19 protein-coding genes are annotated in these 21,728 nt (G+C 59.6%); 3 read left to right on the top strand and 16 right to left on the bottom strand.

The window, feature by feature from the left end:
* Positions 1-257: 257 nt before the first annotated feature.
* The 10 genes from rfbA to ACR0DS_RS18910 all read right to left on the bottom strand — a co-directional run bounded on the left by rfbA (position 258) and on the right by ACR0DS_RS18910 (position 13,512).
* On the bottom strand, positions 258-1,148 hold the full coding sequence (gene rfbA, locus ACR0DS_RS18955; protein WP_480484785.1) for a glucose-1-phosphate thymidylyltransferase RfbA: 891 nt from the start codon (positions 1,146-1,148) through the stop codon (positions 258-260).
* Entirely contained in the window at positions 1,145-2,011 is an 867-nt protein-coding gene (rfbD, locus tag ACR0DS_RS18950) for a dTDP-4-dehydrorhamnose reductase (protein ID WP_480560624.1), read from the bottom strand. Before rfbD ends, rfbA begins: the two co-directional genes overlap by 4 nt.
* Positions 2,008-3,051 (bottom strand): dTDP-glucose 4,6-dehydratase, encoded by a 1,044-nt coding sequence (rfbB, locus tag ACR0DS_RS18945; protein ID WP_480560626.1) that lies wholly within the window; start codon positions 3,049-3,051, stop codon positions 2,008-2,010. Before rfbB ends, rfbD begins: the two co-directional genes overlap by 4 nt.
* 3 nt (positions 3,052-3,054) lie before the next feature.
* Complete coding sequence (gene rfbC / locus ACR0DS_RS18940; RefSeq protein WP_209508312.1) at positions 3,055-3,612, bottom strand: dTDP-4-dehydrorhamnose 3,5-epimerase; 558 nt, start codon at positions 3,610-3,612, stop codon at positions 3,055-3,057.
* Positions 3,613-3,754: 142 nt separating this feature from the next.
* Positions 3,755-5,500, bottom strand: coding sequence for a Mur ligase family protein (locus ACR0DS_RS18935; protein WP_480560628.1), 1,746 nt, complete (start codon positions 5,498-5,500; stop codon positions 3,755-3,757).
* A gap of 14 nt (positions 5,501-5,514) precedes the next feature.
* A complete protein-coding gene (gene cphA / locus ACR0DS_RS18930; protein WP_480560630.1) occupies positions 5,515-8,316 on the bottom strand; it encodes a cyanophycin synthetase in 2,802 nt (933 codons plus the stop codon).
* A 15-nt stretch (positions 8,317-8,331) separates the two neighbouring features.
* On the bottom strand, positions 8,332-9,228 hold the full coding sequence (locus ACR0DS_RS18925) for a cyanophycinase (protein ID WP_480484790.1): 897 nt from the start codon (positions 9,226-9,228) through the stop codon (positions 8,332-8,334).
* A gap of 274 nt (positions 9,229-9,502) precedes the next feature.
* Positions 9,503-11,014 (bottom strand): L-piperidine-6-carboxylate dehydrogenase, encoded by a 1,512-nt coding sequence (amaB, locus tag ACR0DS_RS18920; RefSeq protein WP_480560632.1) that lies wholly within the window; start codon positions 11,012-11,014, stop codon positions 9,503-9,505.
* A 3-nt stretch (positions 11,015-11,017) separates the two neighbouring features.
* Positions 11,018-12,124, bottom strand: coding sequence for a saccharopine dehydrogenase family protein (locus ACR0DS_RS18915; protein ID WP_480496091.1), 1,107 nt, complete (start codon positions 12,122-12,124; stop codon positions 11,018-11,020).
* A gap of 134 nt (positions 12,125-12,258) precedes the next feature.
* A complete protein-coding gene (locus ACR0DS_RS18910; RefSeq protein WP_480560634.1) occupies positions 12,259-13,512 on the bottom strand; it encodes a cytochrome-c peroxidase in 1,254 nt (417 codons plus the stop codon).
* 33 nt (positions 13,513-13,545) lie between these two features.
* On the opposite strand from ACR0DS_RS18910, the gene ACR0DS_RS18905 reads away from it, so the two are divergent.
* Positions 13,546-14,016 (top strand): tetratricopeptide repeat protein, encoded by a 471-nt coding sequence (locus ACR0DS_RS18905; protein WP_267365609.1) that lies wholly within the window; start codon positions 13,546-13,548, stop codon positions 14,014-14,016.
* A 30-nt stretch (positions 14,017-14,046) separates the two neighbouring features.
* Here the strand turns inward: ACR0DS_RS18905 and ACR0DS_RS18900 are convergent, their stop codons facing one another.
* Genes ACR0DS_RS18900 through ACR0DS_RS18875 form a run of 6 tightly spaced genes read right to left on the bottom strand, consistent with a single transcriptional unit; the run spans position 14,047 to position 19,623 of the window.
* Positions 14,047-15,108 carry a TRAP transporter substrate-binding protein gene (locus ACR0DS_RS18900; RefSeq protein WP_480560636.1) on the bottom strand — a complete coding sequence of 354 codons (1,062 nt, stop codon included), beginning with the start codon at positions 15,106-15,108 and terminating at the stop codon, positions 14,047-14,049.
* A gap of 24 nt (positions 15,109-15,132) precedes the next feature.
* Positions 15,133-16,422 (bottom strand): TRAP transporter large permease, encoded by a 1,290-nt coding sequence (locus ACR0DS_RS18895; RefSeq protein ID WP_480477545.1) that lies wholly within the window; start codon positions 16,420-16,422, stop codon positions 15,133-15,135.
* Positions 16,423-17,010 (bottom strand): TRAP transporter small permease, encoded by a 588-nt coding sequence (locus ACR0DS_RS18890; RefSeq protein WP_480521092.1) that lies wholly within the window; start codon positions 17,008-17,010, stop codon positions 16,423-16,425.
* Between the two features lie 53 nt (positions 17,011-17,063).
* Complete coding sequence (locus ACR0DS_RS18885) at positions 17,064-17,558, bottom strand: flavin reductase family protein (RefSeq protein WP_480616889.1); 495 nt, start codon at positions 17,556-17,558, stop codon at positions 17,064-17,066.
* Between the two features lie 20 nt (positions 17,559-17,578).
* Positions 17,579-18,469, bottom strand: a complete 891-nt coding sequence (locus ACR0DS_RS18880; RefSeq protein ID WP_480560637.1) for an aldo/keto reductase — start codon at positions 18,467-18,469, stop codon at positions 17,579-17,581.
* The gene (locus ACR0DS_RS18875) at positions 18,469-19,623 is read right to left on the bottom strand and encodes an LLM class flavin-dependent oxidoreductase (RefSeq protein ID WP_480555885.1); all 1,155 of its coding nucleotides are present in this window, start codon (positions 19,621-19,623) and stop codon (positions 18,469-18,471) included. The genes ACR0DS_RS18880 and ACR0DS_RS18875 overlap by 1 nt, the downstream gene beginning before the upstream one ends.
* A gap of 105 nt (positions 19,624-19,728) precedes the next feature.
* On the opposite strand from ACR0DS_RS18875, the gene ACR0DS_RS18870 reads away from it, so the two are divergent.
* Positions 19,729-20,439, top strand: a complete 711-nt coding sequence (locus ACR0DS_RS18870; RefSeq protein ID WP_480560639.1) for a GntR family transcriptional regulator — start codon at positions 19,729-19,731, stop codon at positions 20,437-20,439.
* A gap of 12 nt (positions 20,440-20,451) precedes the next feature.
* Positions 20,452-21,552 (top strand): Gfo/Idh/MocA family protein, encoded by a 1,101-nt coding sequence (locus ACR0DS_RS18865; protein ID WP_480560641.1) that lies wholly within the window; start codon positions 20,452-20,454, stop codon positions 21,550-21,552.
* Positions 21,553-21,728: the final 176 nt, after the last annotated feature.

Genomic DNA, 21,728 nt, shown 5'->3' with positions numbered 1-21,728 from the left:
ATAAAAGCTCTCACCGACAAGCCGGCCCATATAGCCCGATCGCCACTTGTTCCAGGCGCGCTTCATCATTGCGTTCTCCAAATCCGTGAAACGGTGCGCACGCCCAGATACCCCATATCCCGCCGCGCCTAAAGGGCTGATGCTACCCTGCGGCAGACCAACCCATCCCAACATCCAAACACGCTAAATAAGACCTCACCACCAAACCCACAACCAAAACCAAAAAACTCAATCAAGCCAATACCGCAATTGAACGGCTAATGGTTCAGCAGGTTCTTGAGGTATTCGCCGTAGTCGTTTTTGCCGAATCTTTGGGCGCGGGCTTCGAGGTCCTGGTCGCTGATCCAGCCCAGCGTATGGGCGATTTCGTCGGGTGATCCGGTTTGCAGGCCTTGCCTGTCCTGAAGCGTGCGCACGAAGTTTCCGGCGTCCAGCAGGCTTGCATGGGTTCCGGTATCCAGCCAGGCATAACCGCGTCCCATGCGGTTGACGCTGAGCAACCCGGCCTCAAGGTACATTTCAAGCAAGGTGACAATCTCAAGCTCGCCGCGTGCAGACGGTTTTACGGCGCGGGCCCGTTCAGGGGCAGAGCCGTCCAGAAAGTACAGCCCGGTCACGGCGTAGTTCGATGGCGGCACTTGAGGTTTCTCGACAATCTGGGTGACGGCGCCAGCCTCGTCATAGGCCACGACCCCGTAGCGTTCGGGATCAGCGACCCGATAGCCGAAAACGGTGCCTCCCGTCTCTTTGGCGTCTGCCGATTGCAGGATCTCGGGCAGGCCGTGCCCGAAGAAAATGTTGTCGCCCAGCACCATGGCCGAGGGGGCACCATCCAGAAAGTCTTCTGCCAGAATATAGGCTTGCGCTAACCCGTCAGGAGAAGGTTGAACAATCCAGGTCAGGGACAGGCCCCATTGGCTTCCGTCACCCAACAGGCGCTGAAACTGCTCCTGGTCCTGCGGCGTCGTGATCATCGCGATGTCGCGGATCCCGGCCAGCATCAGCACCGAAAGGGGGTAATAGATCATCGGCTTGTCATAGATGGGCAAAAGCTGTTTCGAGACGCCCATCGTGATCGGATAAAGTCGGGTGCCTGACCCGCCTGCCAGAATGATACCTTTGCGTTTCTTGCCGTTCCGGGTCGTCATGTGCCGAGTTCTCCAAGGTCTTCAAGTATGCTATGCAGGCCCGCCTTCCAATCCGGACGGGGCACGCCCAGTTCCGTTGTCAGTGTCGTGCAGTCCAGGCGGCTGTTCAGGGGGCGTTTCGCGGGGGTCGGGTATGCGCTGGACGGGATGTCTTCGACATTGCAGTCAATACCGGCCTGATCGAAGATCTCGCGCGCAAAATCGGCCCAGCTGACATCAGGGCCACCGCTGCAATGGTAAATTCCGGTCTTTTCATCCGGGTTTGTCAAAAGGGCACGGGCCGCGCCGATACAGGCCCCGGCCAGTGCCGATGCCGGGGTTGGACCGCCAATCTGGTCTGCGACGATCGTCAGGTGGTCACGCTCTTTGCCGAGGCGCAGCATGGTTTTGACGAAGTTATGTCCATGTGACGACACCACCCAAGAGGTTCGTATGATGGCATGGGGTCCGCCCGCCGCAATCACACCGGCCTCACCCGCCAGCTTGGTGCGTCCATAGGCGCCCAGCGGGCCGGTCGCGTGGTTGGGTAAGAACGGGGCCGTGCCCGCCCCGTCAAACACATAATCTGTCGAGACCTGAACAAACGGCAATCCGCGCCCGGCCGCAGCTTTGGCCAGCGCCGTGGGCGTGGTTCCGTTGATCAGCAGGGCAAGGTCTTCCTCCGCCTCGGCCTTGTCGACGGCGGTATATGCGGCGGCGTTGATCACCGCATCCGCATCGGTGTTGCGAACCAGGGCCGCGCACCCTTCGGGATCGGTAAAATCCGCCTTGTCGCGCCCAAGCGCTTCAACCGAGATTTCCCCGCCACACCAGATCAGTTCCCGGCCCAGCTGACCGGTCGCCCCGAAGACCAGAAGTTTCACGCGCTGACCCCCAGCCGTTCGCCAACGCCGGACCGGTTCTGTAAAGACCGCCACCACTCTTCATTGTTCAGGTACCATTCAACCGTTCTGCGCAGACCCTCCTCTACCGTCACGGACGGGCGCCAGTTCATTTCGTTGCGCATCCGCGAGGGATCGATGGCGTAACGCGCATCATGCCCGGGGCGGTCTGTGACAAAGGTGATCTGGTCCGCATAGAGCCCCTGCGGTTTCGGGCGCAGGTCGTCCAGGATCGCGCACAGCGTCTGCACCAGTTCCAGATTGCTGCGCTCGTTCTCGCCACCGATGTTATAGGACCGGCCGACAGTCCCCTTTTGCACCACCAGCAAAAGTGCGTCGGCGTGATCCTCGACATACAGCCAGTCGCGGACATTCGAGCCGTCGCCATAGATCGGCAGCGCCTTGCCCGCGATTGCGTTCAGGATCACAACAGGGATCAGCTTTTCAGGGAAATGATAGGGCCCGTAATTGTTCGAACAGTTGGTCAGCACCACCGGCAGGCCATAGGTCTCGTGCCAGGCCCGGACCAGATGATCGCTGGAGGCTTTCGACGCGGAATAGGGTGACCGCGGATCATAGGGGGTATCCTCGGTGAACTGTCCGGTGGGTCCCAGGCTGCCAAAGACTTCATCGGTCGAGATATGGTGGAACCTGAAAGTGTCCGGTTTTCCTTGTCCGGCCCAATAGCTGCGCGCCGCCTCCAGCATGTTGTATGTGCCCAGGACATTGGTTTCGATGAAAGCCCCCGGCCCGTCGATGGACCGGTCAACATGGGATTCTGCCGCCAGGTGCATCACCGCATCAGGCGCATGTTCGGCAAACACCGCCTTCAGGGCTGCAGGGTCGCGGATATCTGCGTGAACAAAGGCATAGTTCGGGTTCTCTGCAACCTCGGCAACATTGTCGAGGCAGGCCGCATAGGTCAGCGCATCAAGGTTCACGACCTGATGTCCGTCCGCAATGGCACGCCGCACGACCGCGGACCCGATGAAACCCGCACCACCTGTCACCAACAGTTTCATATTCTATCCTTCGTAAACAAACGGGCTGTCAAAATCAGCCAGCGCAGGCGCAATCCTGTCCTTGTCGCTCAGCACCGGGTTCCCCTGCAAGGGCCAATCAATACCACAGCTGTCCCAGCGCACACCCCCATCGGCATCCGCATTGTAAAAGCTGGTACATTTGTAGCAGATTTCGGTGTCGGGCTCTAACGTCACAAAACCATGGGCAAAACCCGCCGGCACCCAAAGCTGTCGCCCGTTCTCAAAGCTGAGCTCGATGCCGAAAGATTGCCCATAGGTCGGCGATCCCTTGCGGATATCGACAGCGACATCATAAAGCGCCCCCCGGCCCGCCCGAACCAATTTGCCCTGCGCATGCGGAGGCGCCTGAAAATGCAGGCCGCGCAATGTCCCCACCGCGGACGACAACGAATGGTTGTCCTGCACAAACTCCGGCAACACAACCCCAGCCTCCTCCAGCCGCGCCTTGTTCCAGCTTTCGGAAAAAAACCCGCGCAAATCCCCATGCCGCTGCGGGCGAATAACCAACACACCCGACAACCCCGTCTGCTCAATCTCCATAACACCTAACCTTAACCACCTGTTGCCTGTGTTGGGCGAGTATTGTCAGGCTGGGTTTCAATGCAAGGGTGTTGCGCAATTTGCTGCTCAGATGACCGCAGCCGGAGATGGCGGCTCGCTGCCTTCCTGCTCCCTCACCCCACTACGTCACCTGCTGGTTCAGCATCTCAAGCACGGCGTCGCGTTCCGACAGAACCAGCAGCAGGGCTAGATCGCCCGGTTCCACCTGTTTCAGGATCATCGCGGCAGCCTCGGACGGGGATGCGGCCCTTTGGATCTGGGTCTTGTCATATCCTTGTTCCAGAGCCGACTTTTCAATCAGGTCCGGTATCTCTCCCAAAGCGCGACCCCGTAGGTACCCTTCCAGTTCAGCAGCAACGACCACGTCGGGTTGGAAATTCAAGGCGGTTGCGGTGACGTCGCGAATGTCCTGGTCCGAGCGGTCTCCGGCATGGCTGAGCATGATGAACCGCCGTTTTGCCGGCAAGGCCGACAGCGCATCGCACACGGCAGAAATCGAATGCGGATTATGCGCGAAATCCACGAAAACCTGAGCGCCGTTGTGCTGGAATTCGTTGCAGCGACCCGGATTGTCCTTGGCATCCGGTTTGAACCCGGCCAACCCATGCCGCACCGCTTCAAGCGGCAGTTTCAAAGCCAGCGCAAGGCACATAGCCGCCAGAGCGTTCAGGATGTTGTATTTCGCGACCCCGCCCATGGTCAGGGGCACGACGGACACGGCAATGACCGTATGCTCGGACCGGCCGTCGAAAAAGACGATATTGCCCTGCGAGACATAGGCGCAGCATGTTCCCGCGTCGCGCGCCCGACGGATCAGATCATTCCCGGCATCCAGTGAAAACCACCAGATATTTGCCGCCGTGTTTTCGGCCTCGGCACGGACAAAAGGATCATCGGCATTCAGGGCCAGAACGCCGCCCTTGGTCAGTGTCCGGTGCACGGCGAATTTCGCCTGAGCCAGCTCGGGCACCGTGTTGACGCCGTATTGCCCCAGATGATCGTTCGCCACGTTGGTGACAGTGGCGGCCATGGCCGCACGCGTCGGCAGGCCGCGACGCAGGATACCCCCACGGGCCACTTCAAGGCAGCCGATTTCAAGCCGCTTGTCGCGCAGCAACATCCGCCCTCCGCCGGGGCCGGAATAGTCGCCGCGATCCAGAATATCGTCGCCCACCCGCACAAACTCGGTCGAGGTCAGCCCTGCGACCTTGCCCGAGGCGCGGGCGATCGCCTCCAGCAACCGGGTCGTGGTGGTCTTGCCATTGGTTCCGGTGATGAAGGCGACGGGGATGTTGTGAAAGGCGGGCCAGTCCACGTCATCCGGGGCGGGCAACGCGTCGACAGGCCAGGTTTGGCTGCCGATTCCATGCCCGATGGAAATCTCATCATCGTCGCACAGGATATCCACACCATGCGCGTTGGCTGCCGCGATCAGGGCGATCAGCGCAGGATTGGCCTCCTTCGCCATGACGCCTTTGACGTCCCGGATCATCTGATCAAAATCGCCCGGCGTGGCCTCCAGCAACTCTGCCGCACAGAAATGCCAGGCGGTCTGCGCCGCAAAGATCGCGGAATAAAGCTGATCCATCGGTGCCGAGATTGCCAGATTGACACCGCCGGTAAAGGTACGGTGGGTCAGCGCCTGATCCTGCCAGCCAAGCGCATCCAGAACGCACCGGGCATGTTTTTCCCACACTGCAATGACCTGCGCGGGGTCGATAACAGTGAAAAACACATCCATCACCGCGCCGGGGTGATCCCATAACAGGCCGGGGCCGGTCAGTCGCCGCGCGTCATCCACCTGAATATGATCAGCGGTCGCGCTTTCGATGGTCAGCGCGGTTTCAAGCTCTTCGATCCGGTCCATTCCGGTACCTCCGCTCAATCCGCGTCTTCGCTGATTTCACGCGCCAGTCTTACACCGCGTTCGTCCCGGATCAGGTTCTGATCGCTGTCGAACATGTCCTCGAACGTGGTGTCGGCAGGGCTGGTCCTGGGTGCTGCCTCGGTTTCAGAGGTTTCTCCATCGGAGTTGAAGTAGATGATCTGTTTCCAGCAGCGTGTGGTGTCATCTCCGAAGATCACCAGCAGATCGCCCGGTGCCGCCATCTCCAGCGCTGTGGTTACGGCCTCAACCTCATCCGGGATGATCGAGATTGCCTCATCCGGCGTCCCGCAATCGATCAGGGCCTGCCGCATCATTTGCGGCACCTCGTCATGCCCGCGACCCCGGCGGCGGTCATCGGCCTTGCAGATGAAGTGGTCAAAATGCCCGGCCAGCGCTGCGGCCCCATCAACAATGTCTTCATCGCGCCGATCACCGGGCATCGCAACAACGCACAGCCTGCGGCCCTTGACTTCCAACTGATCGGCCAAAGCGGCCATCGCCTTCAGCGCGGCAGGGTTGTGGCCGTAATCAAGGATCACCTTGAAGGGATGTTCATCATAGACATTCATCCGCCCCGGTGCCTGGAAATAACTTGTGTCGAAAGTGCGCAGTCCATGCCGGATATTGTCCAGATCGACCCCAAAGCTATAGGCCATCGCCGCTGCGACCATGGCGTTTTGCACGTTGAATATCGCCTTGCCTTCAAGCGTGGCGGGGATCAGATGCGACCACAGAACCGGGATGTGAAGCCCTTTGTCATAGATGGTCAGCATGTCGCCATTCATGCCTTTTTCCAGCACGATGGCCTTGCCCCCTGTCTTGATATGTTCCTTGACCAGACTGTGACCGGGGTTGGTCGTGACATAGAAGATCTGATCCGCCCCGGCGTAATCGGCCATCTTCAGACAATTGATGTCGTCAGCGTTCAGAACGGCCGTATCGGTTGCGCTTTCCACTACCACCCGTTTGACGACGGCCAGTTCCTCGACCGTATTGATCCCGCCCAGGCCCAGATGATCTGCCGAGACGTTCAGACAGGCCGCCACGTTCGAGCGTTGATAGCCCAGACCCGAGCGCACCAGCCCGCCCCGCGCGGTTTCCATCACTGCAAAATCGACCATCGGATCACGCAGGACGATCTGTGCCGATTTCGGGCCGGTCATGTCCCCCTTGACGCTCAACTTGCCATCCACATAGACGCCGTCGGTCGAGGTCATGCCAACGATCTTGCCACTGGTTTTCATGATATGACCCAGCATCCGCGACGTTGTCGTCTTGCCGTTGGTGCCGGTGATGGCTGCAATCGGGATGCGGGTCTGTTCATTGGCAGGGAACAGCATGTCGATGACCTTGCCCGCCACATCGCGCGGCTGACCTTCGGACGGGGCCACATGCATCCGGAAACCGGGGGCCGCATTTACTTCGACAATCGCGCCACCGATATCCTTGTAGGATTTGGTAATATCGTCGATCAGGAAATCGACACCGCCCACATCCAGCCCGACGGCCATGATGGCGCGTTCGGCCATGTCGCGGTTGTCGGGATGCACCACGTCGGTCAGATCGATGGCGGTGCCACCGGTTGACAGGTTTGCGGTCGAGCGCAGATAGAAAACCTCACCCTCGGGCAGGACAGTGTCTTCCGTCACGCCCGCATTCTCCATCAGGCGGTTAGCCTGATTGTCCAGCTCGAGCCTGGTCAGCACTTTTTCGTGCCCGATGCCCCGGCGTGGGTCCTGGTTCACCATGTCGACCAGTTCGGCAATCGTATGGGTTCCGTCGCCTATTACATGGCCGGGGACGCGTTTGGCCACCGCAACCAGCTTGTCGTTCACGACCAGCATCCGGTGATCAAAGCCGGTGATGAAGCTCTCGACCAGAATGGCGCGGCTGCGCGAATGCTCCTTGGCCTCGGCAAAACCCGCCTCGACCTCGGCATCGGAATTCAGATTGATCGAAACGCCGCGCCCATGGTTGGCGTCCAACGGTTTGACCACCACCGGAAACCCGATCCGGGCTGCCGCGCGTACGGCCTCGCGGGCCGAATAGACCATGCGCTGCTGCGGAACCGGCAGGCCAAGATCGTTCAGCAGATTATGGGTGTCTTCCTTGTCACAGGATATCTCGACCGAGATATGCTTGGTCTCGGACGTAATTGTCGCCTGAATGCGTTTCTGAAACTTGCCGTGTCCAAATTGCACAAGCGAGCCGGAATTCAGCCTGATCCACGGAATGTCGCGTTCCTGCGCCGCCTTGACCAGCGATCCGGTCGATGGGCCAAATTCCTTGCGTTGCGCCCGCAGCACAAAGCTGCGCAGTTCTTCATCCCAGTTGAAGTCCGGGTCGAATTCGTAATCCACCTGATCTTTCAGGGATTGCGGCAGCAGGTGCATCAGTAACCGCATCGCCAGATTGCCCGCATCCAGACCGACGTCGCGCTGGCGGTATTCATAGACCATATTGTACTGGCCCGGCTCACCTGTGCCGCGCGTACGTCCAAAGGTCACGTCGGACCCGGCCACGTTCTGAACTTCGATGGCGCAATGTTCCAGCACATGTCCCAGCCAGGTGCCTTCATCCTCGCGCAGGCGGCGGATAAAGCCGCCGGGTTCGCGATAGGAACAGCCGTGTTCCGCCAGACCGGGAAGCGCCTTGATCAAGGCGTCAATAAACTCGGAACCAATTTTTGCCGAGGGCCACTCTTCCAGAACACCCAGATCGATGACGTGGCGAATGACCGGAAAACTTGCCCAGACATTCGGGCCGACAAAGACATTGGTCGAGATTATTTTCATGAGGCTCCCCGTTGGTTAGCTTTTTGTTTTCCCCCCGCTGGCGGCCTCTTGACCGGACATGTCCGGCAATGTGCAGAACGCCAAATGCTCATCCGGCGGAAAAGCCTGGCGAGCCGTCAGATCATAACGGCACCCTTCGCCCAGAACGTCAAGCCGAAGTCCAAGCAGGCTCAGCGCTTCGCCGCGGCGCGCGTCCCACATCGATGAATGGGTCAGATGACTGGCGTCCACGACGGTAACCGATCCGCTGCCCACGACTTCAAGGACATTATCGGGTCCGATGAAGGCTGCCGTGTCTTCGTCGATACCCAGTCCGATCAAAAAAGGGTTGAAAGATGAAGCGGTTAGCAAACGTCCCAGCCGATTGCGCTGTGTGAAGTGCTGGTCGATGATGACGGCGTTGGTCAAACCCATGCCCGGAGCCAGCGTGATATTGCCCTCAGCCGGGGCCGAGTTGCTGCTGCCCCCGGCCACCATATGTTCGGACATGATCGACGCCCCGGCTGAAGTGCCGGCAACCGGCACACCGGCCGCATTCCGGCGGCGTATTTTCTGCGCCACAAGCGTGCCACCCAGAATCGCCGACAGCCGCAGCTGGTTGCCACCGGTCATGAATATCCCTGTGGCGCGGTCCAGCATCTCGGCATAATCGGGATTGTCGCAATCGGCACGCCGCGAGATGGGCAGAAATTCGACTTTGCCTGCACCCAGTTCGGAAAAGATGCGATTGTAGTCCGGTCCGGTTTCTTCCAGCATCGAGGCTGTCGGGATCACGACAATATCGGCGTTCTCACCCCCTGAAAGCTCTACGAACTTGCGGTGAATCTGCATTTCCTTAACGCGGTCTTCGCCGCCGCCGATCGGGATGATGAACCCGCGCGGGGTTTCTGCATCAACGGGTGCAGGGCACATATCTTACTTACCTTCCGGTATGAAAGCAGCCAGCCATCGGGGCCACTTGGACGCTTAACCTGTTCATACATGCCGTGTCGGGCCATCTGACCTTATCGGACATGCCGTTCCCCCCAGCGACATCACATGCCGCACGGCAGGGATTTCGTCAAGAACCACCGGTTTTGTGCCTGCTTCAGCCTGCCTGGGCCAAACCTTTAACGACAAAAGCAATCCCCCCGAAACATCAAAGTTCCGGGGGGGGATCAGATTGTCCGTCAGTTTGCGCGCTGGTTCAGATGTCGAATTTGACACCCTGCGCCAGCGGGAGCTCTGCCGAGTAGTTCACAGTGTTGGTCTGGCGGCGCATATAGGCTTTCCACGCGTCCGAGCCGCTTTCGCGTCCGCCGCCGGTTTCCTTCTCGCCTCCGAATGCACCGCCGATCTCGGCACCCGAGGGGCCGATGTTGACGTTGGCAATACCGCAATCCGACCCCGCCGCAGTCAGGAACTGCTCGGCCTCGCGCATGTTCAGCGTGAACACACACGATGACAGCCCTTGCGGTACATCGTTTTGAAGCTGGATCGCATCGTCAAAGTCGTCATAGCCCATGACATAAAGGATCGGCGCGAAGGTTTCGGTTTTCACGACTGCGCTTTGGCCGGGCATTTCGACAATTGCGGGCTGCATATAGACCCCCGCAGGAAGCCCTTCGGTCACGCGCTCGCCGCCGAACACTGTGCCGCCTTCGGCCCTTGCGGCCTCCAGTGCAGCCGTCATGGCGGCACCCGATGCCTCATCCACCAGTGGCCCGATCAACGTGCCCTCAGACAGCGGATTGCCGATGGGCAAACCGGCATAAGCCTTTTTCAGGCGGCCCACCAGTTCCTCGCGGATCGAGTTGTGCACGATCAGACGGCGCAGCGTGGTGCAACGCTGACCGGCGGTCCCAACGGCCGAGAAGACAATGGCGCGCACGGCCATTTCCAGATCCGCCGAAGGGCCGACGATCATCGCGTTGTTTCCGCCCAGTTCCAGAATGCACTTGCCAAAGCGTGCCGCAACAATGGGCGCAACCGCACGACCCATACGTGTCGAACCCGTGGCCGAGATGATCGGAACATCTTCGCTGGCCACCAGCGCCTCGCCCAACTCCGCGCCACCGATCAGGACCTGAAGCAACCCTTCGGGGGCATCGCCAAACCGCACAAGCGCGCGTTCAAAGATCTTCTGGCAGGCCATCGCTGTCAGCGGGGTCTTCTCGGACGGTTTCCAGACCACCGGATCGCCACAAACCAGTGCCAAAGCGGCGTTCCACGACCAGACGGCAACCGGGAAATTGAAGGCCGAGATCACCCCGACTGGGCCCGCCGGATGCCAGGTTTCCATCATCCGGTGCCCCGGACGTTCCGATGCGATGGTCAGACCGTAAAGCTGACGCGACAGACCAACGGCAAAGTCGCAGATGTCGATCATCTCCTGCACTTCGCCCAGACCTTCGGACGTGATCTTGCCGGCCTCCCAGCTGACAAGCGCGCCCAGATCGTCCTTGGCGGCGCGCAGCTCTTCGCCCAACAGGCGGATCAGCTCGCCCCGACGCGGGGCCGGCACAACGCGCCACGCCTTGAACGCGGTTTTGGCGCGGGCAATGATCGCGTCCATTTCGGTGGCCCGAGTTTCGTGCACTTCGGCCAGCAGGCTGCCGTCAATCGGCGACGTCACTTTCAGGGTGCCGCCCTTCAATGCGGCACCCGTCAGATCCAGATTTGCAAGCGTGGTTTGGGCTGTCATTACGATGTCTTTCATATCTCAGGCCGCCTTGTTTTGCCGGGTCACGTCACCAGCACGATACAGCTGGCCAAATTCTGTTTTCAGGAAGTCGTTCAGTTTGACCTGTTCCTGCCGGACAAACCCTTTCGAAGGCAGCGTGCCGGTACGCATCAGGTCAACGACGCCCAGAATACCCGCAGCTGTGGTGACCTGAATGGCACTCCAGACCTGTCCGTTGATGGTGCGGGCAAAGCTTTTGTTGATCAGGGATTTCTCGCGCAGAACGCCATTGATCATACCCTTGGCCGTACAATAGACCAGCACCACGTCCTGATCGGTGCGGGGCAGGGCGGTCTCGAAGATCTCTTTCAGCAGATCGCGGCGGCGTTCCAGCCCCAGATCGTGCAGCAGCAGTTTCAGGATTTCACAATGGCCGGGATACCGGATCGTGCGATAAGACACGGCCCGCGCCTTGCCTTCCAGTGTTTCCGGCAGCGTGCCCAATCCGCCCGAGGTGTTGAAACACTCGTATTCCACACCATCGTGACCCAGAATCTCGTAATCTTCCAGCGGCGCGGTCTTGACCAGTTTGCCGTTCACAATGGCGTCGCATGGATTGCAGTACTCGTTGATCAACCCATCGGTCGACCAGGTCAGATTGTACTTCAGCGCGTTGGTCGGATAAAGCGGCAGCGCGCCCACCCGCATATGCAGGCTGTCCAGCTCATCGAACTCCGCTGCAAGCGCGGCTCCGGAGATACCCACAAAACCAGGTGCCAGACCACATTGCGGCATGAAAGCTGTCTCACTGCCTTCGGCCAGTTGGCGTACGGCCTCGGTGGCCGCAACGTCTTCGGTCAGGTCGAAATAATGCGCGCCCGCCTCTTTGGCGGCCTTGGCAATGTTCGGGGTCAGAAAGAACGGTGCCGCTGAAACCACGGCGTTAAACCCGGTCAGTTCCTTTGCCAGACTGTCCGCATCCCGGGCATCAATCTGTTTCGTGCCAATACCAAGCCTTGTGATATCACCCAGTGCTTTCAGGTCATGGTCGGCCACGGTCACTGTATAGTTTGGCGAGGCCCTCAGCAGCGTCGCGATCATCTGACCGATCTTGCCTGCCCCGATTACGCAAATATTCCAGGACATCAACGTCTCCGTAAATTTCTGTTCCTGATATTATGGTGCAGGGCTGGCCAGACATTTCATAGGCCGCAATTTGACGAAGTGATCGACTAATCCGACATTTTGCCGGATCAATTGTCATTATGGCGTAACCGCCGTCAGGGGTTGAAATCGGCAGGCACCCCGAAAGGAGGAGAGCCAATACCAGTGCCCGTCAGGGAATGCAGAAATGCGACAAGGGCGGCGATTTCCACATCCGAAAGCGTCACTGGCGCAATGTCGATCCTGCTGCGCTGGCGTTCCATTTCGAACCGGTCTTCCCACACCACGAAATCCGCTTTTTGCAGCCAGGGAACCTTGGGCAACGCAGCCATGTCGGGTTTCCATTTGGCAAGGCTGGTCTGTGGGTCAAGATGGTGACGGATCATGCTTTCGAGGTCCGCAAAAGCACCGTTATGCCCGTAGGGCGCGGTCAGGGCGACATTGCGCAGCATCGGCGTGCGAAAGCGATAGGCGTCTTCCAGACGGTTGCTTTCCGCCATCCGTCCAACGTCCCGCGCATATGGGTCCCATTGCCGGGTCCGGCCCGGCCCGAAAGGGGGCAAACCTAGCGCGTGAAACTCTTGGTCCGACATCAACGGACCCGCATGGCAGGTCGCGCATCGCGCATTGCCATAAAACAGGTTCATCCCGTCTTTCTGGACGTCTGACAGCGCATCCATGTCCCCGGCCAAGTACTGGTCGAACGGGCTGTCGGTGCTGCGCCATTCAATGGCCATGAAGGCCGCCAGCGCGTTGGCGATCTGGGTGATTGTGATTTCTTCGGTGGTCTCGATATCGTCAAAAGCCGCGACTATGGCAGGGCCATAGCGCGGATCGGTCCGCACGCGTTTGGCAAGGATCGGCCAGCCCTTGTCAATCCTGTCGTGAACCGCGCCGGTCACCTGATTTTCAGCGACATTACCGGCCATCTCGAATTGCGCGGTCAGCGGGAATAAAGCCTGCGCCGCCAGAAGCGAGTTCAATCCGCCGGGCAGCCATTCCTGTGCTGGCGAATTGAACCCGTTGCCATAGAGGTCCGAGATGCTCAGGCGGCCATCGTGGAAAACGGTATGGATGTCCTTGGCCCCGAGGTTCCACAACCCCGGCGCATTTCGGGGAATGCGTTTGCGGATCCTGTCCGCCCCGGTGCCCGGCGTGCGCTCCGGGCCAAGACCCTGTCCGCCTTCGCCGATCCCCAGGGACAACCCGTCAGAGGTGCCGAAATCGGGGTGATGGCAATGGGCGCATGAAATGTTCAGATTGCCTGACAGGATCGGATCGTAAAACAGTTGATGACCGATAGCGGCCTGTTCCATATCAAATGGGATAAAGTCATCATCTGTCAGCGGGCGCGGCAGGTCCTGTGCCACCGCGGCCCCCGCCCAAACGAGGACAATCGCCCAATGCGCCAGTTTCTCTTTACCCTTTGTTTTCTTGCGACCCCGGCTCTGGCTGAGCTGGAACAGGCCCGTGACATGATGGAGGCCGGAGAGTTTGAAGCCGCGCGCGCGGAACTGCTGCCCGCCGCCCGGTCGGGCAATGCCGAGGCCGAGGAACTGATTGGTGTGATGTACGGGCTGGGTCTTGGGGTCGAGCAGGACCATGAAAGGGCGTTTGAATGGTATCTGCGTGCCTCGATGAAGGGGCATCCGGGCGCACAGTCGGGGGTCGGCTGGTACTACGAACTGGGTCTGGGAATGCCCGCGCCCGATCTGGTGCGGGCCTATATGTGGTACACGCTCAGCGCCATTGGCGGCGATCCCGATGCGGCGATCAGCCTTGAGGAAGTGATCAAGAAAATGTCGCCGGAGCAGATCGAGAAGGCGCATGTTCTGGTCAACGACTACAAAGGGTGGATGTACCCGTTTCGATAAGGGCCGGGCCACAAGGCCCGACCCGTCCGTTCAGTTCAGGTCCGCATTGCGCGAGGCGTTCACATCCGCCTCAGCCGCCGCGACCGCTTCGGTCAGCGCGGCAAAGATTTCATCACCACGGGCAACATTGGTCTGGAACCAGTCATAGACAGGTGAAGCCGCGGCTTTGAACGCAGCCTTCTGCTCGGGTGTCGGGACATACAGGTCGCCGCCACCTGCGACGAAGTCCTCATAGGCCTGAATCGATTTGCGCTTGGGCGAGGCAAAAGTGGCCTGTTGCAGGGCGTAGAACCCATCGACAACGACCCGGCGCATATCTTCGGGCATCGCCTGGAACTTGGCGTTGTTCATCCACCACAGCGCACCCATATAGGCGTGCCCGTCCAGCGTGACATATTGCAGGCCGGCATCCGGGAACTTCATGCCCATGATGTCGGTGATGCCGTTCTTGGACCCCTCGACGACGCCGGTCTGGAAGCTGGTGAAAAGTTCCGGCCACGGGATCGGTGTAGGTGACGCGCCTAGTGCCTTGACCAGTTCCTGTGGCAGGTCGGCGACGACGGTACGGATTTTCAGACCTTCCATGTCGGCAGGCTCGGCCACCCGGTGTTTTGTATTGGCGAAGTTGCGCCAGCCGCCGGTGTTGCCGATGGTCATCAGGCGGATCGCGCCACCGGAATCCTCCAGCGCCATGTCGCGCATCTTGCGGGTGAAATCGCCCGACAGAACATGCTCGGCGATCCGGTCATCGGCCATCAGATAGGGCAGGTCCAGAACCTGCACATAGGGGAAGATGCCCGAGGCACCGCCCGAGGTAGAGATATAGATATCGATGGTGCCATCCGCCACGCCTTGTAGGCACTCTGCACCGTTCGAACACAGCTGGGTGCCGATGAACAGCTCAACCTCGATGGCGCCGTTCGACGCCGCCTCGACATAGTTCTTGAAAACGATCAGACCGTCGTAATCCTCGTCATTTTCGTTCGAATTGGCAGTGGCGCGCAGCGTATAGTCCGCAGCCACCGCAGCGACCGCAGACGCGGCCACAAGCGATGTGGCAATCGCCGCTGTTTTGATGAAGTTTCCGAGCATGCGTTTCCTCCCTGTGATACTCAGTCAGTTTGCAAATCCCGTTATCCTCGGGATCGTCATGGATAGTGCGGGGATGTAGGTGATCAGAAAGATCACGATGATTTCGACCGCCAGAAACGGCAGGATCGCCTTGGCGATCGTCTCGACCCGCTCCCGCGACACGGCGGCGGCCACGAACAGCACCAGCCCCATGGGGGGCGTTGCAAGGCCGACGGTCAGATTGACGCTCATGATGATGGCGAAATGGATCGGGTCTACGCCGAGGCCAGTGAAAATGGGACCAAGGATCGGGCCAAGGATGATGATCGCGGGGCCTGCGTCCAGAAACATACCGACGATAAACAACAACAGGTTGATCAGAAACAACAGGATCAGCGGATTTTCCGACAGGCTGAGGATCAACGAGGCCAATTGTTCCGGGGCATGGCTCAGGCTGACCACGGTCTTGAACGCCATTGCTGCGCCAACCAGCAGCAGCACCACAGCCGACGTCATACCTGCATTGCTCAGAACATCCGGAATTTCCCTCAGGGTCAGTGTACGCAGAACGAAAAATCCGATGATAAAGGCGTAGCCCACAGCAACAGCGGCGGCCTCGGTCGGAGTAAAGATGCCCCCCAGAATGCCGCCCAGAATGATCACGGGCGTCATCAGCGGGAAGAACGCCTTGAGGCTGGCTTTGCGCCGCTCATCCCATGTGTATTTCCGGCTGGCGACGGGAAAATCGTACTTGTCGGCCATGAACTTGATCATCACCATCAGGCCGACACCCACCATGATTCCGGGCACGATCCCCGCAAGGAACAAGGCGGCCACGCTTTCACCCATGACATAGGCATAGATGATCATGATGCCCGAGGGCGGGATGATTGGCCCGATGACCGAACTCGCGGCCGTAATGGCGGCGGCGAATTTTCGGGTGTATCCCTGTTTTTCCATCGCCGGGATCAGCATCGAACCCAGGGCGGATGTATCAGCCACCGCTGATCCCGAAAGGCCCGCGAACAGGATCGAGCTCAGAACGTTTACATGCGCCAGCCCGCCGCGCAGATGGCCCATCAGCGCCTGGCTGAATTCGACAAGGCGGATGGTGATGCCGCCGCGGTTCATCATTTCACCGGCCAGCATGAAGAACGGGATGGCCATCAGCGGGAAACTGTCCATGCCGTTGTAGACATTACGATAAAGCAGGGTGATGTCGTTCGTCTGTCCGTTCAGCCACAGCAAGATGCCGGGTGCCGCCAGAAGCGCGAAAAAGACCGGCAGGCCAATCAGCAGGAAAATCAGGAACGTAGGCAGGAACCAGATCAGCATCTATTCGGCCCCCACGGCTGCGTCGGGAATGTCCGGCAACAGATGCGCGCCGCCAAGCAGGGTGACCACGGAACGCAGGATAAGCTCGATATTGACCGAGATCAGCAGAATGATCCCCACCAGCAGCGAGGCCATCATCCAGCTGCGCGGAATGCGGTACCACTCGTCAAACCCAAGCGATGTCGGCAGGTACAGGGCGGCGGTTGCAAACCTGCCGCCAAAGCCCGTGACCTCGGACCAGCCGATTTTGACCGCAACCAAAAGCACGGCCAGCGAGATCAGTAGGAGGAACAGATTGAGTGACAGGCCGAGCATACGCGGCAGGAACCGTTGCAGCATGTCGATAGCTACAAAACCGCCGCGCCGAAAGGCCGTCGGTGCCATCAACCCGGTCATCCACAACATGCAGAACCGCGCGGCCTCATCCGGCCAGGGCAGGGCGTTGCCCAGAACGTATCGGAAGAACACCTGAATCAGGATTGCGATGACCATGAAAGCAATCGCAACGACGCCAACCGCGCGGCCCAGACGCAGCGCGGTTTCGTTCACGAATGCAACCGGCGCAAGCACCGATGCCAGTCCGCCCATGCGGATCCTCCCTTGTTCAGCCGCAGGTGTGTCCCGCGGTCGTCAGATCGCGCTTAGTGCTGCGCGAATTGGCCCATTTTCCCGGCGTAGAACGTCAGCGCGTCGCCGTCGCTCATGCTGGCCTTCAGGACTTTGCCCACCACGATCACGTGATCGCCCGCGTCGTGATAGGCATGTTGTTCGCATTCAAATCGTGCCAGGCAATCCGACAGCAGCGGGGTGCCGTTTGCACAGCGCTCATGCCGGATGTCGCGCAGTGCATGGGCATCTTTCGAGCATCCAAAACACAGCTCGGCCTGCGCCGACGATAACACATGCACCGTGAAATGCCGTGCCGCGCGAAAATAGGGGAACCGTCGCGAGTTGCGGTCGCCAGCCCACATGATCAGTGGCGGGTCCAGCGACAGTGACGAAAAGCTGTTGGCCGTGATGCAGATAGGGCCATCACCGCTGTCGCATGTCACGATGGTAACGCCGGTTGCAAACCGCCCAAAAGCATCCCGCAGGGTCCGGGTGTCGTCCTTGGTTGGCACAAAGGTGTGGGTCATGTTTCTTGAGATTGCGTTCATCATGCTACCTCATGCCCCAGCGCCGCCTCGTACAGGCGGAACCAGGTTTCGCGGTCAATTGTGACTTTCAGCGCGTCCGAGATGCGTTTGATACGGTTCAGGTTGTTGGTGCCCAGAACCGGCAGAATGCCCGCCGGATGAGCCAGCAGAAAGGCCACCGCCACAGCGGCCCGGTCTACACCGAACTCCTCTGCGATTTCATCGGCAACAACCCCAACGGGTGGGTTTCCGGCCATCAACAGCCCACCCCCCAGCGGCGACCACGCCATAAGGTGGTGACCGTGCTGTTGGTGAAACGCCAGATCACCATTGGTGAAAGGGGCGATCTCGCCCAGTGAAATCTCGATCTGGTTGGTGACCAGCCGGGTTTTCATCGCCGATTGCAGCAGGGTCCAGTCCCACGGGCGGAAGTTCGAAACACCAACCGCGCCCACCTTGCCACTGGCGACAGCCTCATCCAGCGCAGCCCCGGTTTCGTGGTGGTCCAAGAACGGATCAGGGCGGTGGATCAGCAGCAGATCGATGTGGTCGATGGCCATTTCCGACAGCGACATGTCGATGGACTTCAGGATGTGCGCGCGCGAGGTGTCATAGTATTTGACCTTCGCATCTGAATGCCGCCCCACGGGCGCGACGATATCACATTTGGTGACAATCTCCATCTTTTGGCGCAGGCCGGGATTGGCGCGCAAGGCGTTGCCCAGAACGGCTTCGGCCGCGTATCCGCCATATATGTCGGCCTGATCGAAGGTGGTGATGCCCTGATCAAGGCAGGCTTGAATCTTGGCCTCGACATGCCCTGCCGAGGTGTCGCTATCGTCACCCAGCCGCCACATGCCATAGACAAGGCGGCTCATTTCCAGCGTCGGGGATAGTTTCACGCGTTGCATCAGCGGCGCACTCCGTTGCCCAGCGGTGTGGCCGGGGGTGTCTTGGGCACACGCCCGTAGGCTTCGGGAAGCGAGCAGGTTTTCAGATGCGGCATCACACGAGCACCGAAATGCTTGGCCTCATCCATGTGCGGATAGCCTGAGAAGATGAACGCGCGAATGCCCATCTTCCGGTAATCTTCGATCTTTGACATGACCTGATCGGTTGATCCAACCAGTGCCGCACCACAGCCCGAGCGGGCGCGGCCGACGCCGGTCCACAGACCGGGTTCCACATACCCGTACTTATCCGCCAGATCACGATTCCTGGCCTGATGCGCTACGCCAAGCGACGTTGCATCCAACGCCCGTTCGCGGATCGCGCGGCCATAGTCGTCATCCAGTTTTGAAACGATGTAATCCGCGTATTCCTGCGCCTCGGCTTCGGTATCGCGAACGATCATGTGAACCCGCAAGCCATAGTCGAGCGTACGGTCATAATTTTCGGCCACTGCATGAACAGCTTTCATCCGCTCGGCCAGTTGATCCTTGGTTTCCGGCCACATCAGGTACACATCGCAATGCTCGCCGCACAGCTCCAGCGCCGAGGGCGAATAACCGCCGAAATACAGCAGCGGCCCGCCAGTCTGATAGGGTCGCGCCGGGTCGGTTGTCAGACCTGTAAAGTTGTAGACCTCGCCCGCATGGTTGATTTCCTCCTGCGTCCAGGCCTGTTTCAGGATCTCGACCACTTCGCGCGACCGTTGATAACGATAGGCACTGTCGGCCTTTTCGCCGGGAAAATCGGATGAAATGATGTTGACGGTCAGCCGCCCCTTCAACATGTGATCCAAAGTCGCGATCGTGCGGGCCAGCATGATCGGCTGCATCTCGCCGCAGCGCACGGCGGCCAACAGGTTGATCTTCTGCGTGATCGGCGCGCAACCGGCGACAAAGCTCAGCGTGTCCTGCCCAACCTGATACGATGACGGGCACAGGATGTTGCGGAACCCCTGCGCCTCGGCCTCTTTCACGATGGCCGAGCAATGCTCCCAGCTGGAGCGCAGATCACCATCGGGCACACCCAGAAACTGATAATCGTCCGAACATAAGGCGGCGAACCACGAAACCTCGGCCGCATCCAGATCAGGGGATGTGATGGGGACGATGGTCATTTGATTCACGCTCCGTGCATCTTTTACTTTCCTCTTGCGTAGCAATCACATTGATGTAGATCAATAGTGTAACAATTTTTCCTGCGACCGAATGAAGCGCCTGAAATGCCCCCCAACACCCGAAACCCCAATGCCCTGCCTATCTATGTTCAGATTGCCGAGCTGCTGATCCGCGATATCGCTGCAGGCCGTTTGATCGATGGTGAGCGTCTGCCCCCGGAACGCGACATGGCGGCCAAGCTGAACGTGTCGGTCGGCACGCTGCGAAAATCGCTCGCCGAGCTTGAGAAAAAAGGCATGTTGGAGCGTATTCAGGGGTCAGGAAATTACATCCGCGAGACCGGAACTCAGAACAGCGTCTACGCGATGTTCCGGCTGGAACTGCCCCAAGGGGGCGGGTTGCCGCGTGCGGATATCCTGTCGGTCGATCATCTGAAGAAACCTTCCGATCTGCCGGATTTTGGCACCTCAGACACCGGATCGCGCGTACGTCGGGTGCGCTATCTGAATGACACAATCATCGCGGTCGAGGAGATCTGGCTGGACGAATCAGCCGGCCTGATCAAGCGAAGCCTGCTGTCAGACTCGCTCTATCGCTATTATCAGCACCAGCTGGGCTTCTGGATATCACGGGCCGAAGATCGCGTATCGATTGGTCAGCTGCCCGATTGGACGCCCGTGGCGTTCACCAAAGCCGCCGGTGAAGCGGTGGGCTATATCGAACGGTTCAGCTGGTCGGACAAGGCCGAACCTGTCGAATTTTCCAAGACCTGGTTCGACCCGGACCGGGCCACCTATGTCCAACGTCTGAAGTAAAAGGAAACGCGCATGACCCGGACCATCAATTACGGGCTGATCGGATGTGGCATGATGGGGCAGGAACACCTGCACAACATCGCCCTGCTGGACGGCACGCGTGTCGCAGCGATATTCGAACCCGATCCCGGGATGGCAAAAGCCGCGCAGGCGATTGCGCCGGGTGCGGTTATGGCACGCTCGGTGCAAGAGGTGTTGGATATCGAAGACCTGGACTGCTTGGTCATCGCCAGCCCAAACCACATGCATGTCGACCAGATCTGTGAAATCGCGCAAACGCGCCCCTTGCCGCTATTGGTGGAAAAGCCCCTGTTCACCAACCCCCAGGACGCCGCAAGGCTAGAGAAGGTTCAGCGCGACTATCCACACCCGATCTGGGTCGCAATGGAATACCGCTATATGCCGCCCATCGCGACCCTGATCGACAAGATCGGGGACACTGGCGGGGTCCGGATGCTGTCGATCCGGGAACATCGCTTTCCGTTTCTGCGCAAAGTCGGCGACTGGAACCGGTTCAACCGCAACACCGGCGGCACTTTTGTTGAAAAATGTTGCCACTTCTTCGATCTGATGCGGCTGATCCTGCAATCTGACCCTGTGCGGATCACCGCAAGCGGCGGGCAGGCGGTGAATCATCTGGACGAAACCTACGGGGGTGAAACACCCGACATACTGGATCATGGCTATGTTCTGGTCGATTTCGCCAATGGCGCGCGCGCGATGCTCGAGCTGTGCATGTTCGCCGAAGGCGCCCGTTATCAGGAGGAGATTTCGGCCATCGGACCCAAAGCCAAGGTCGAGGCTTTGGTGCCGGGGCCGGGGCGGTTCTGGCCCGACCATCTGGGAACGCCGCCAGTGCCGCAGGTCATCGTCAGCCCGCGGGACCCCAAGGGGCCAATGTCGCAGGATATCCCTGTCGATCCCCGTTTGCTGGCTGCCGGAGATCACAACGGCTCGACCTATTATCAGCACAGGGGGTTTCTGGATCTGGTGCGTGGGCACAAGGCCGAACCGGATGTGACAGTGCATGACGGTTTGTGGGCGGTGCGAATGGGATTGGCGGCGCAGCAGGCCCTGCAAACCGGCGAAACGGTTCACCTTAAGCACCCTTAGACTGACACCAGGCAGGTTCAGGGCAGAACCCTCTGCGGCGACAAATGTGTCGCTTGCGGGCCAATCTGTCGTAAATCTGCTAGTGAAGCGGGGCGCATTAGGGGACAAAACTGTATGACCTGTCAGTGTATTCCCACCCGCCTTGATCGCCGTGCGACCGGCTGTGATCTGGTCAC

It is taken from the genome of Ruegeria sp. AF5 (assembly GCF_056541905.1).
The sequence above is the reverse complement of the archived record's forward strand: the minus strand, read 5'-3'. Positions and strand labels throughout refer to the sequence as shown.

Coding starts and splice junctions, on each gene's coding strand:
- ACR0DS_RS18900 (WP_480560636.1), bottom strand. CDS start 15,108: ATGCTCGGAAACTTCATCAAAACAGCGGCGATTGCCACATCGCTTGTG.
- ACR0DS_RS18880 (WP_480560637.1), bottom strand. CDS start 18,469: ATGCAACGCGTGAAACTATCCCCGACGCTGGAAATGAGCCGCCTTGTC.
- cphA (WP_480560630.1), bottom strand. CDS start 8,316: ATGAAAATAATCTCGACCAATGTCTTTGTCGGCCCGAATGTCTGGGCA.
- ACR0DS_RS18890 (WP_480521092.1), bottom strand. CDS start 17,010: ATGGGCGGACTGGCATCGGTGCTTGCGCCGGTTGCATTCGTGAACGAA.
- ACR0DS_RS18865 (WP_480560641.1), top strand. CDS start 20,452: ATGACCCGGACCATCAATTACGGGCTGATCGGATGTGGCATGATGGGG.
- ACR0DS_RS18885 (WP_480616889.1), bottom strand. CDS start 17,558: ATGACCCACACCTTTGTGCCAACCAAGGACGACACCCGGACCCTGCGG.
- ACR0DS_RS18870 (WP_480560639.1), top strand. CDS start 19,729: ATGCCCCCCAACACCCGAAACCCCAATGCCCTGCCTATCTATGTTCAG.
- rfbA (WP_480484785.1), bottom strand. CDS start 1,148: ATGACGACCCGGAACGGCAAGAAACGCAAAGGTATCATTCTGGCAGGC.
- ACR0DS_RS18875 (WP_480555885.1), bottom strand. CDS start 19,623: ATGACCATCGTCCCCATCACATCCCCTGATCTGGATGCGGCCGAGGTT.
- ACR0DS_RS18935 (WP_480560628.1), bottom strand. CDS start 5,500: ATGGACCGGATCGAAGAGCTTGAAACCGCGCTGACCATCGAAAGCGCG.
- ACR0DS_RS18895 (WP_480477545.1), bottom strand. CDS start 16,422: ATGCTGATCTGGTTCCTGCCTACGTTCCTGATTTTCCTGCTGATTGGC.
- amaB (WP_480560632.1), bottom strand. CDS start 11,014: ATGAAAGACATCGTAATGACAGCCCAAACCACGCTTGCAAATCTGGAT.
- ACR0DS_RS18915 (WP_480496091.1), bottom strand. CDS start 12,124: ATGTCCTGGAATATTTGCGTAATCGGGGCAGGCAAGATCGGTCAGATG.
- rfbB (WP_480560626.1), bottom strand. CDS start 3,051: ATGAAACTGTTGGTGACAGGTGGTGCGGGTTTCATCGGGTCCGCGGTC.
- ACR0DS_RS18905 (WP_267365609.1), top strand. CDS start 13,546: ATGCGCCAGTTTCTCTTTACCCTTTGTTTTCTTGCGACCCCGGCTCTG.
- ACR0DS_RS18925 (WP_480484790.1), bottom strand. CDS start 9,228: ATGTGCCCTGCACCCGTTGATGCAGAAACCCCGCGCGGGTTCATCATC.
- rfbC (WP_209508312.1), bottom strand. CDS start 3,612: ATGGAGATTGAGCAGACGGGGTTGTCGGGTGTGTTGGTTATTCGCCCG.